The sequence below is a fragment of the Yersinia sp. Marseille-Q5920 genome (genome assembly GCF_946902935.1).
Taxonomy (GTDB): Bacteria; Pseudomonadota; Gammaproteobacteria; order Enterobacterales; family Enterobacteriaceae; genus Yersinia; species Yersinia rochesterensis.
The window spans coordinates 210426-223292 of sequence record NZ_CAMPQA010000003.1 but is presented as its reverse complement, the minus strand read 5'-3'; the positions used below and the strand labels follow the sequence as shown (position 1 = coordinate 223292).

Here is a 12867-nt window from a genome sequence, read left to right as displayed (position 1 = left end):
TCAACCACTAAAAATGGTTAAGATAACTCTTGTAGCTGAGATCAATAGCGTGCTTATTAGTTTTGCACTGAACCTGAGGAGGGGTTCACTGTCTGATTGATTCACACCGCAAATAGTGTCTTTGGAGACCTTGCGTTATATGGACAGAGTTAAATTTTTATCCCAACAAAGTATTTCTTTGTTGTTGGCAGTTTATATTGGTGTTTTCCTGAATATCTCTGTCTTTTATCGTCGTTTTGACACCTTTAGCCAAGGTATTCAAGGCATAAAAGTCGTGTCTGCTATCATCGAAGTGATGGCGATTATTCTGTTTACTTTTTTTGTCATGCGCGTTATTTCCCTCGGTGGCCGGTGGTTTTATCGCGTAGCTGCAACCCTTTTGGTGCTGATTTCTGTTGCAGCTAGCTATTACATGACTTTTTTCAATGTCGTGATTGGCTATGGCATCGTCATTTCCGTCTTGACCACAGATACCGATCTTTCGAAAGAGGTCATCGGGTTACATTTTGTCATCTGGATGATTGTGGTCAGCGCACTACCTTTGTTGCTTATCTGGAAAAATACCTTGCGGTTTACCTTACTGGAGCAATTTCGCACTCCGGGCCAGCGCCTCAAACCCCTATTATTGATGGTGGCGGTTGTCGCATTGGTTTGGTTACCGATTCGCTATCTGGATAAAGTACAGCACGCAGATGAACAACTGAAAACTGTGGACTTACCGAGTTATGGCGGGGTGGTTGCTCACTCTTATCTGCCCTCTAACTGGTTGGCTGCATTGGGTTTATACGCTTATACACAATACGACGAAAAGTATGATGCAGCGACATTGTATGATCCCGCAAAACACCATACTTATGTTGCTCCCGCTGGTATTGATGACACTTATGTTGTCTTTATCATTGGTGAAACCACCCGTTGGGACCACATGGGGTTGCTGGGATATTCACGCGATACCACCCCGCGCCTAAGTAAAGAAAAGAATTTAGTCGCTTTTCGTGGCACATCTTGTGATACCTCTACCAAACTTTCATTGCGCTGTATGTTTGTGCGGGAAGGGGGAACAGAAGAAAATCCACAGCGCACACTGAAAGAGCAAAATGTGTTCGCAGTGCTGAAATCCTTGGGTTTCACGTCTGAATTGTTCGCGATGCAGAGCGAAATGTGGTTCTACAATAATGCGAACGTCGATAATTATTCGTTCCGGGAATTGATTGCCTCTGAGAAACGTAACGATGATAAGCCAGTAGATGACATGCTGCTGGTCGACGAACTGAAAGAGTCACTTGGGCGTTATCCCGTTGGTAAGCATTTAGTAATATTGCATACCAAAGGTTCACATTATCTCTATTCTCAGCGTTACCCCCGCAGCTATGCCCGCTATCAGCCTGAATGTATGGGAGTTGATGATTTTTGCAGCAAGCAGCAATTGGTGAATGCTTTTGATAACAGTGTGTTGTACACCGATTCCTTTATTGCGAATGTGATCGATGAAATGCGCGATAAGAAAGCGCTGGTGTTCTATGCCGCAGACCATGGGGAGTCTATCGACGATAACTCCCACTTCCACGGTACGCCACGGGAGATGGCGCCGCCGGAGCAATTCCGTGTGCCATTGATAGTTTGGGCCTCAGATAAGTATCTGGCACAACCGGTGAATCTCACGGCTTTTGAGCAACTGCAAGCCGAACAGCGTATCGGCAAAAGTCACCGTCAGGTTGAGTTGTTTGACTCCGTCCTCGGATGTTTAGGTTATACCTCACCCGATGGCGGAATTAATGCAGAAAATAACTGGTGTCAGGCTCCGGCACGGCATATTCAGCCTAATTAATAAAGGATCATCTGATATAGGGTGATTTTTGATACCAATCGCAGTGTTACCCTAATGTTACGGTATACTTCAGCCTAATTCCCCCGCCGGCTGGAGTCTTCCGTGACTTATCGTGTTGCCTTTATTGATGATCACGACATCGTGCGCTCAGGTTTTGCTCAATTACTTTCTCTGGAGGAAGATATCCAGGTTGTGGGTGAATTCAGCTCCGCGAAGCAGGCCAGAGCTGGATTACCGGGCTTACAGGCGAATATCTGTATTTGTGATATTTCCATGCCTGATGAGAGCGGGTTAGATTTACTGAAAGATCTCCCCTCAGGAATGGGGGTTATTATGCTTTCGATGCATGACAGCCCGGCGTTAGTTGAAATGGCGCTAGAGCGCGGCGCACGTGGGTTCTTGTCTAAACGTTGTAAGCCCGAAGATTTGGTTAATGCTGTTCGCACGGTGGGCAGTGGCGGGGTGTATCTGATGCCGGAAATTGCCCAAAAATTAGCACGCGTTGCGGTTGATCCCTTAACTCGTCGTGAGCGAGAAGTTGCTGTGCTGTTGGCGCAAGGTATGGATGTGCGTGATATTGCCGAGGCACTCGCTCTGTCACCGAAAACAGTTCATGTCCATCGCGCTAACTTATTTGCCAAACTCGGTGTCAATAATAATGTTGAGTTAGCCAAGCAGGTATTGAATCTATGATGCAGCGTGTGATTATGCTGCTGGCATTATTATTTATTTATACCACTGCCGCTTTCTGTTTATGGTCCGTTGGTACTCAACTGGTTGATAGGCCGCTACAGGCCATGCTGTTGTTCCCTTTTGGCCTGCGTATGGGCATTTTATTACAAAGCCCACGGCAATACTGGCCCGGGATTTTGTTGGGTGACGCACTACTCTGGTGGCTGCTAACCGATCAGTTTGGCTACCCCGAGTTATTGTGGTTCTCTATTCCTCTCCTGTTGGCGACCACCTTGTTGGCCGTTTTCACCTCCCCTTGGTTATTGCGTAATCAGAAAAGTGACAGCGAATGGAAATGGCCCTTGATGCAGGGCGCTGTTATTTTTAGTGCGGCGTTGATACAGGCCTTGGGGTGGCAAATTGCCAGTCAGCAGGGGGCGATGGCATTATTATTGGGGTTGGTTGGCGGTTTTACCATCGCACCTATTTGCTTGTTATTGTGGCATTATCTGGCGCGCCAGATCTGGGCTCCATTGGAGCCTGGGTTAATACATAAACCAATTAACCTGCGTTTGAATCATATTATGTGGTACTTGCTGTTGTTTGCCCTGAGTATTTGGCTGCAATATCATATTACTGAGTCGGATTTATATTTATTTGCGCCTTTCTGTCTGGCGATTCCCATTGTATTTATGTCCTACCGCTATGGCTGGCAAGGGGCGGTAGTGGCCACTCTGCTTAATGGCATGGTGTTATTGATTATTACTCCGGCAGAGTTAGATTCTCACCGTGATTTGTTGTTATCACTATTAGCACAAAGCTTAACGGGTTTATTACTCGGGGCTGGTATCCAGCGGCAGCGGGAATTGAATGAACAATTACAAATACGGCTGAATGAAAACCGTGAACTCGCCAAAGCGTTGGTCGTAGCTGAAGAGCATGCCCGGCGTGATGTCGCGCGCGAGTTACACGATGAGGTTGGGCAGACTGTGACGGTTATTCGTACCCAAGCCAGTATTATCAAGCGGTTAACCACACAACCCCAAGTTTCGACCAGTGCCGAAATGATAGAAACTCTGGCTTTGCGAGTTTACGACGGTGTTCATGATATTTTGGCGAAGTTATGGCCCGCAGCATTAAATAACCTTCCTTTATCCGCTGCTGTTGCGACATTGATACGAGAGCTTATTCCACAGGACCAGTCGGTAGTCGGAGTGCTTAATTGGCAGCTCGATGATTCTCCGATAGATGAAACCCTGAAAATTACGCTATACCGCATCTGTCAGGAGGGAGTCACTAATGCCTATCGCCATGGGGGCGCGAGTCGGATTGAGATTAATGCTAAGCAGGATAAGCAGAAGGTATATTTGACCATCCGCGATAACGGTAAAGGCATAGATTTGGCGACATTAACGCCAGGTTACGGCTTGCGCGGCATGCAATCGCGTGTAAGTGCATTAGGGGGAAGCTTTAGTCTCAGTGTGGATCATGGCACCTGCTTAAGTGTGATCCTGCCCACAAATTCTTTGCCAGCTAAGGAAAACTAGGAAATATTCTCGTTTTCTGCAGGTATTTTTCTCATTGGTTTTGTATGCACGAGGAACATGATGACTCTACTTGATAAATTTTCTGAGGTTCACATGTGGTCTTTCCTCAAAAGTCGCGATAACGTACCAGTGGTAACGGATCAAGCGCAAATTGACTCGTCTTATAAATACTGGCGTATTCAATTAATGTGGACGATGTATATCGGCTACGCTGCTTTTTATTTTACCCGTAAAAGCTTCAACTTTATTATGCCGGCCATGCTCAGCGATTTGGGTCTGACAATGTCAGATGTCGGGATTTTAGGTACGCTGTTTTATATCACCTATGGTTGTTCCAAGTTTATTTCCGGGATGATCAGCGACCGCTCAAATCCACGTTACTTTATGGGTATCGGGCTGGTCATGACTGGGATTATTAATATCCTGTTCGGGATGAGCTCTTCATTACTGGTATTTGGCACTTTGTGGATAGTTAATGCATTCTTCCAAGGGTGGGGCTGGCCGCCATGCTCTAAAATATTAACTAGTTGGTATTCCCGCTCAGAACGCGGTAGCTGGTGGGCAATGTGGAATACATCACATAACTTTGGTGGCGCATTAATTCCCTTGCTGGTTGGTTTTATTTCTCTGCACTTTAGCTGGCGCTACGGCATGATTATCCCCGGCATTATCGGGGTGGTCGTTGGTTTACTGATGTGTTGGCGACTGCGAGATAAACCCAGCACCATGGGGCTACCAAGTGTGGGTAAGTGGCGTAATGATGCCATGGAGCTGGTGCAAGAATCTGAAGGCCAGGGGCTTTCAAATAAAGAAATTGTAAAGCGCTACGTGTTAACCAATAAATATATCTGGTTGCTGGCGGTTTCCTATGTCCTGGTTTATATCGTCCGCACCGCGATCAATGACTGGGGAAACCTCTATTTGACGCAAGAGAAAGGCTATTCATTAATGACGGCCAACTCGGCAATTTCATTATTTGAAGTGGGCGGATTTATCGGTTCACTGGTCGCGGGTTGGGGGTCAGATAAGTGGTTCCGTGGGAACCGTGGGCCGATGAACTTAATATTCGCCATTGGTATTTTCCTTTCTGTCGCCTCATTGTGGATTATGCCTGGGGTCAGTTATGTCTTGCAGGCCGGATGTTTCTTTGCCATTGGTTTCTTTATTTTTGGCCCACAGATGCTTATTGGTATGGCTGCCGCTGAATGCTCACATAAAGATGCTGCAGGGGCTGCTACCGGTTTTGTTGGGTTATTTGCCTACTTAGGTGCAGCCTTATCAGGCTACCCTATTGCTCGCATTATGGAGATTTGGCACTGGAATGGTTTCTTTGTAGTTATCTCCATTGCTGCCTGTTTATCTGCTTTCTTCTTGTTGCCATTCTTGCGGGCGCAATCACCGCAGTTGAAACAAGCTGAAGCTTAAAGTATGACGGGTATAACCGTGGGTGATGCTTTTAACAACAGTCACCCGCGAGTTGTTAAAAAGTGATTGACGGCCCAGACGCGTAGCAGTAAGATGCGCCCCGATTCGGCGAGTAGCGCAGCTTGGTAGCGCAACTGGTTTGGGACCAGTGGGTCGGAGGTTCGAATCCTCTCTCGCCGACCAAATTTAAGAACTCTGATAGCAATGTCAGGGTTTTTTTTCGTCTCTATCTTTTGTCTCCCGGCGACATCTCATTTAATCTCATTGCATTCAATTTAAAATTATATTTATATTATCAATAATCTTATTTTATCTCATATGTATTACCAATTTCTGACGATACATGTTTTTTATTCTTCTAATATATTATATATATTTCATCGTGTTGACTTTGTTTTATTTAAAACCGCTAATTGATATCGGTTTCATCGGTGATGTGACCAATATGATAACCACGAGTAACTAATATAATAACCATATTAACTATTCTATAAGAGGAATAATATGATTTTCATCAATGAGAATAACAGAAGAAAATTATCCGCATTACCACTTTCTATCATGCTGTCGTTATGTGGAATGTCCGTATCTCATGCCGCTAATATTATTGCTGATGAGGCCGCACCTGCTGGACAGCAAGCGGATATAAAAATAGAGTCCAATATGTCTTTGTCAGTCCCCTGTCGCTCTATCATGGGTTGTGGTGAAACCACCACAATAAATATCCAGGCACCAGATACAAATGGATTATCGCATAATAAATATACTAAATTCGATGCGCCTCATTTTCAGGATGTTGTTATCCTGAATAATAACTTAATCAAAGAGATTAATGGCAACCCGAATCTGGAAAAGACAACGGCGAAGATTATTTTTAATGAAGTAAGATCCTCGCATGCAAGTCAATTAGCAGGAAATATAAGACTCTCAGGTCAAGATGCCCATGTTATTATTGCTAACCCTTCGGGTATTAATTGTAATGGGTGCTCATTTACCAGTATGCCTCATCTGACCCTAACAACAGGAAAAGCATATTTCAGTAATAATAAGCTACAAGGTTTTAATGTCATTGGTGGAGACATTACTATTAATAACGGAGTATTAAATAACCTCGGATTAAGTCATAAAGGGCAAGATAAAGATCCCGCCTATCTTGATTTGTTCGCTAACTCATTAAAAATAAGAGGTAAAATACAGGCGGATGATCTCTTTATTATTGCGGGGAAAAATAAAATAAGAGTGGCATCCCCGGGTGAGAAAATGGGGTTATCACCGCTAGTCGCTTATTTGAGCACCCCTGATTATTTTGATAGTGTTGATGTCCGTGAGATGGGAGGAATGTATGCTAACAGAATACGCATAATTGCTGAAGGTAATATAAACAATGGCAAACATATCGAATCAACTGGCGCACTCCAAATGGTCACTAGAGGGAATATCAACAATTCTCTGGGCGGGGCGATTACCGGCAGGACAGTACAGCTATACAGTGGTGGCATAGTCCATAATTTACATGGGAAGATAAAAGCTAATATCTCTAGTAATACGTCAGGTGTTTATATAAATGCCGCAGGTTTGAACAATGATGAAGGGAGGATACAGACGCATGGTGGAAGTATAAATATAGTTCTTGATAGCCCGATAGAAAATAATAATGGTGATATATCTATTGTCGGTAAAACAAAAACAAAACAGTTGAAAATTTAATGTTAATCGCCTTGTATTAAAGCCACCTTAAATAATTACGTGGATGTTTTTAAATTAGCCACTCCTCGTGGCTAATTTTCTGTTGGCATTATTCAGTCATGGTTTAATTTAAATGGAGTTTACTGCATGAGATTGATAACAATAAATGAGGTCATTTCAAAACACCATAATAATGCATGGATAATTACCGCCTTATTTATTCTTTTGGTTGTGATATCTAATTTCCCCCTCGCTGCTTATGCGAATATTAACCAAGCTCAAGCCGCTATATTAGAACAACAACACAGAGATTTAAAAAAGAGTCTTATACCACCACTGAAGCATGCACAGATGGATAACCGACCTGTTGCAGCAACAGAAGCAGGTTATTCAGATGACTCGTCATGCTTGGTTATTCAGCGCGTAAAACTGATTAATATTGATGCCTTCCCTAATGCAGGGCGTTTAATGCAATGGGCAAAACAGGTTCAGGGCAGTTGTTTGGATGAGAAAGGGTTATCGTCATTGCATAATACACTCCAGTGGCAACTGGTTGCTGATGGTTATATCACTTCACAAGTGACTTTCACTGAAGACAGCTATGTGGAGGGTACTCTATTCCTGACCTTAATTCCTGGCAGACTAAGCGATATTGGTCACCATGAAGATAGCGATAGCTATGCTCAGTTAAATACCGTATTCCCTGGTAGGCAAGGTGATATGGTTAATTTGCGTAACCTGGAGCAGGGATTAGAAAACTTGCAGCGCCTGCCTTCAGTGAATGCGACGATGGATGTGGTGTTAAATCGTGAGGATTTAACGAGCCGAATTGTGGTGAAACGCCAGCAATCGCGATTTTGGCGGATCAATACTTTTCTCGATAATGCAGGGCATTATGCCGTCGGGCGTTATCGTGCGGGAGCAACACTATTTCTAGATAACCCATTATCTTTAAGCGATTTAGCTTATTTTTCTGCGGGTCGTGATCTGGATAATCATCATGATAAAGGCAACAATAATTTTGCCCTACATTACTCTGTCCCTTTTGGTCATTGGCTATTGAGTATGACGGGCAGTCAAGGAGGCTATTATCAATCTTTGTTGATAGACAATAGTGCGTTTAAATATCACTCACGTTGGCGAACACTGGATATACAAACTCAACGGTTGCTAACGCGAGGCTACAATTATAAAACGGTGGGCCATACTGGGGTCTTAATACGAAAATCCAACCGCTTTTTTGCCAATTCAGAGGTGGAGATTCAGCGATCGGATACCGTTGATTGGCAACTCGGATTGCAACATCTCTATTATGCTCGCTGGGCGACCATGAGAGGCGGGGTTAATTATCAGCAAGGCACCCAATGGTTTGGTGCACGGCCATCACCGGGTAAAGAGTTATTTTCAGCAAGTAAGCTGATTAATTTCACCGCTTCACTGGATATTCCTTTTATATTGGGGGAGCAGCGTTTTCATTATCAACCGACATTTAGCCAGCAATATACTCGTTCAAATATCGCGATACAGGATAATTTTTCTATTGGTGGGAGAAGTTCAGTACGCGGATTTGCCACCGGTAGGGCACTTGTTGGGCCACAAGGATGGTTTTTAAAAAATGATATTGCCTGGATAAATCAGCAGTTCGCCAACCAACTGTATGTGGGGGTGGATTATGGCGAAGTGAGTAAAAAAGGGGGGCAATTTTTATTAGGTAACCGCTTAGTCGGGGGAGTGTTGGGCATTCGGGGCAGTTATCATCAATTTGGCTATGACTTTAATATCGGTTTACCACTTGATAAGCCGAGGGAATTGAGTACTGACCCTATGGTATTTGGTTTCGTGGTGAACTGGCAATATTAGCTTTTATATATAATGGTTCAACATAATTAATATATAGATGTTGTATTTTTAAGGTTGTAGTTATGTATTAATTGCTTGAGTATTAAAATCACTTTATTTTTTATAAAATAGGTGAATGAAATGATTAATGCATATATATACTCTGATCTTAATATTAAAAATGGCATGATAATACCATGTTGTTTTTTATATTTTACAATTCCATTATCATATGCTGAGATTGTTGTTGATAAAAATGCTCCTTTACATCAACAGCCTGGTGTGTCTTCAATATATATAAAATGGAGTGAAACACATTGCAAGGCATTAAATGCAAATTGTCGTGGTGCTAATTATACTGCGATAAATATCCAAACCCCCAATGAGCAAGGCGTATCTCACAATAAATATGTGAAATTTGATGTAATAAATGGGAGTGGATACGATAAAGTATCGCTTAATAATTTTCTCGCTTCGAGTGCGACAGGAAATCCAAATTTAACAACGGTGTCAGCAAAGGTTATTTTGAATGAAGTGACTTCAGGAAATAAAAGTCTATTGAATGGTGAGCTTATTGTTGCCGGTGAAAAAGCACATGTCATTATCGCGAACCCTGCGGGGATAAGTTGTGATGGTTGTTATTTTAGTAATATTGATTATGTGACTTTAACCACTGGGTTACCGGTGTTCAACGGGGAAGGACAGCTTGGTGGTTACCAAGTGAGTAGTGGTGTCATTGATATTGGCACTCGTGGCCTGAAACATAATGACAGTGATGATTCTTATTTAGACCTTTTTGCTCACTCATTAAGAGTAGGAGGAGAAGTAAGGTCAAGTGATATTCTCGCTATTATAGGTAAAAATAGAATAAGTTATGCATCAATAAATGGAACGGTAAATATAAAATCATTAGCGGGTGCTTCCTCAGGTAATAAAGATAATCTGGGCGTCGATGTTTCTCATTTGGGGGGGATGTATGCCAACAAGATTTTTGTCTTTTCTAGAAATAGTGGTATAAAAAACTCTGGAGTTATTTATGCAGAGAATAAAGTAGTCATATCTTCAAACCGGTTTATTAAAAACAATCATGGAAAGATATCTTCTGGAAACGTAACGTTACGGAGTTTAGCCTTAATTGATAATCAACAAGGAACGATAAGAAATATAAAGCCGTATCCAGTTGCTAATACCGAAGAAAAATTAGGCATTAAGATTAAGGGGGGAATTCTTAATAATAAAGAAGGATATATTCACTCAAATATTGGTGATGTGCTTATGACGGCTGATAACAACTTCTATAACAGTGGTGGATTGATAAAAACGGTGGGTTCATATGGTCATGCTGATATTAAAATTAAAGCGAAATTAGTTAATAATTTTAATGGGGTGGTCATCACTTCAAATAATATATTAATCAATACCGATAGCTTAAAAAACAATCAAGGGCGGGTTGTCAGTGCTTTTGGTACTGTGACTCTGCGCTATAAAACGCTAGAGGATACAACGGGGGTATTACACGGGGGAATGGGGGTTAAAAAGACGATAAAATAACAGATAAAATCTGTACTTTTATCTTTCTCAGCATGAGTGCACTGTCTTAGGGCCTCACTATAGTGCGTCATGGCTATGAGCTATGCTCTCTCTGGCTTAGCCGAATGATTAAGCGAGTTTTTCGCTTTTTTAACAGCACGCAAAATGTTTGAGATTCCGGTTGTGTGTGACAAGTTTCACGTCACTTATCGGCTGTCACAGCCGCATTTCTCTCTATTTTCTATCGTTATTACAAAAAAATCTGAATAGATTATCCTCATTTAGCAACAAAGTTTTTTCGTTTGTCATTAGTTGTTACAACTGCTTTATTTTATTTAGCCAGTTTATACCGCTGGATTATTCCTAATAGCATAAATTTTAATGCTGATAATGTTAATGGAAAGTTTTTTTTATGTTTGCATGCTGTTTCTCATTGTCTTAATAAATCCATTCAGACCGTATTGACGTTGTCACCAACTGTTGCCAAATTGGTACTCTCAGGGGTAGTAATCGAGAGCAATTTGGGGTTATTCCATACATTCTACATTGCCGTCGCGATAGCATTTATCCGACATCTCAATCCCGCATCCCTGCGGTAAATAGGCCAAAACGGTACAGTCCACTGACTAAAAAATTATAGGGCCTGGCCGTACACACAACACACATCACCATAATGGAGCACAAGCGATGACGATTTCCTTGGGAAAAACAGGGATACTGAAATTCGGTATTGGGCTGATTGCACTGACCGTAGCGGCCAGTGTACAAGCGAAGACATTAGTATATTGTTCTGAGGGCTCTCCGGAAGGTTTCAACCCACAGCTTTTCACCTCTGGCACAACTTATGATGCAAGTTCGGTTCCTATCTACAACCGTCTGGTTGAATTCAAACTCGGCACCACCGAAATTGAACCCGGTCTGGCTGAAAAGTGGGAAATTAGCGAAGATGGTAAAACTTACACTTTCCACCTGCGTAAAGGTGTGAAGTGGCAAGATAATAAAGACTTCAAACCGACCCGCGATTTTAATGCTGACGATGTAATTTATTCATTCATGCGTCAGAAAGATGATAAACATCCGTACCATAAAGTGTCTGGCGGCAGCTATGAATACTTCCAGGGTATGGGTATGGGTGATTTGATCACCAATATCGTTAAAGTTGACGACAACACAGTGCGCTTCGAGCTGGCGCGTCCAGAGTCTCCATTCCTGGCTGACCTGGCCATGGACTTTGCGTCAATCCTGTCTGCTGAATATGCTGACAATATGCTGAAAGCGGGCACGCCGGAAAAAGTCGATTTGAACCCAATCGGTACCGGCCCATTCCAGTTGCAACAGTACCAAAAAGACTCCCGCATCCTGTACAAAGCCTTTGATGGTTACTGGGGCACCAAACCGAAAATTGATCGTCTGGTCTTCTCTATTACCCCAGATGCGTCAGTCCGTTATGCGAAATTGCAGAAAAATGAATGTCAGGTTATGCCATACCCTAACCCGGCCGACATTGCTCGCATGAAAGAAGACAAAACCATCAACTTGATGGAACAACCTGGCCTGAACGTCGGTTACCTCTCTTTCAACGTTGAGAAAAAACCACTGGATAACCTCAAGGTTCGCCAGGCGCTGACCATGGCTGTTAATAAAGAAGCGATTATCGAAGCGGTTTATCAAGGTGCTGGCCAGGCGGCCAAAAACCTGATCCCACCAACCATGTGGGGCTACAACGATGATGTGAAAGATTATGCTTATGACCCAGCTAAAGCGAAAGAGTTGCTAAAAGAAGCCGGTCTGCCAGAGGGTTTCGCCATCGACCTGTGGGCAATGCCAGTTCAGCGCCCGTATAACCCAAATGCGCGCCGTATGGCTGAAATGATCCAGTCTGACTGGGCGAAAGTGGGCGTGAAAGCCAAAATTGTGACTTACGAGTGGGGCGAATACCTCAAGCGTGCCAAAGACGGCGAGCATGAAACTGTGATGATGGGCTGGACTGGGGACAATGGGGACCCGGACAACTTCTTCGCGACCCTGTTCAGCTGTGATGCGGCCAAACAAGGTTCTAACTACTCCAAGTGGTGTTATAAGCCGTTTGAAGACGTGATCCAGCCAGCGCGTGCTGAGTCTGATCATGACAAACGTATCGCACTTTACAAACAAGCTCAGGTTGTTATGCATGATCAAGCGCCAGCGCTGATTGTTGCTCACTCAACCGTGTATGAGCCAGTGCGTAAAGAAGTGAAAGGCTATGTTGTTGATCCGTTGGGTAAACACCATTTCGAAAACGTGTCCCTGGATTAATTTTAACCTGTTAGTCGACCGGTGAATGTGTGTAAAAGCATATTC

8 protein-coding genes and 1 tRNA gene are annotated in these 12867 nt (G+C 43.1%); all 9 read left to right on the top strand.

The window, feature by feature from the left end; all coding sequences use genetic code 11:
* Nucleotides 1-139: 139 nt before the first annotated feature.
* Nucleotides 140-1828: a kdo(2)-lipid A phosphoethanolamine 7''-transferase gene (eptB, locus tag OVO64_RS06230; protein ID WP_267248671.1), complete on the top strand. Its 1689-nt coding sequence runs from the start codon at nucleotides 140-142 to the stop codon at nucleotides 1826-1828.
* A 102-nt stretch (nucleotides 1829-1930) separates the two neighbouring features.
* The gene (gene uhpA / locus OVO64_RS06225; RefSeq protein ID WP_032819077.1) at nucleotides 1931-2521 is read left to right on the top strand and encodes a transcriptional regulator UhpA; all 591 of its coding nucleotides are present in this window, start codon (nucleotides 1931-1933) and stop codon (nucleotides 2519-2521) included.
* On the top strand, nucleotides 2518-4047 hold the full coding sequence (uhpB, locus tag OVO64_RS06220) for a signal transduction histidine-protein kinase/phosphatase UhpB (RefSeq protein ID WP_032819078.1): 1530 nt from the start codon (nucleotides 2518-2520) through the stop codon (nucleotides 4045-4047). Before uhpA ends, uhpB begins: the two co-directional genes overlap by 4 nt.
* Before the next feature lie 93 nt (nucleotides 4048-4140).
* Nucleotides 4141-5472, top strand: coding sequence for an MFS transporter (locus OVO64_RS06215; RefSeq protein WP_004388901.1), 1332 nt, complete (start codon nucleotides 4141-4143; stop codon nucleotides 5470-5472).
* A 106-nt stretch (nucleotides 5473-5578) separates the two neighbouring features.
* Nucleotides 5579-5655 (top strand) — tRNA-Pro (locus OVO64_RS06210).
* A 321-nt stretch (nucleotides 5656-5976) separates the two neighbouring features.
* On the top strand, nucleotides 5977-7179 hold the full coding sequence (locus tag OVO64_RS06205; protein WP_004388902.1) for a filamentous hemagglutinin N-terminal domain-containing protein: 1203 nt from the start codon (nucleotides 5977-5979) through the stop codon (nucleotides 7177-7179).
* Nucleotides 7180-7305: 126 nt separating this feature from the next.
* The gene (locus OVO64_RS06200; protein ID WP_145509555.1) at nucleotides 7306-9018 is read left to right on the top strand and encodes a ShlB/FhaC/HecB family hemolysin secretion/activation protein; all 1713 of its coding nucleotides are present in this window, start codon (nucleotides 7306-7308) and stop codon (nucleotides 9016-9018) included.
* 120 nt (nucleotides 9019-9138) lie between these two features.
* Nucleotides 9139-10548, top strand: a complete 1410-nt coding sequence (locus tag OVO64_RS06195) for a filamentous hemagglutinin N-terminal domain-containing protein (protein ID WP_145585890.1) — start codon at nucleotides 9139-9141, stop codon at nucleotides 10546-10548.
* 666 nt (nucleotides 10549-11214) lie between these two features.
* Entirely contained in the window at nucleotides 11215-12822 is a 1608-nt protein-coding gene (dppA, locus tag OVO64_RS06190; RefSeq protein ID WP_145585892.1) for a dipeptide ABC transporter periplasmic-binding protein DppA, read from the top strand.
* Nucleotides 12823-12867 lie beyond the last annotated feature (45 nt).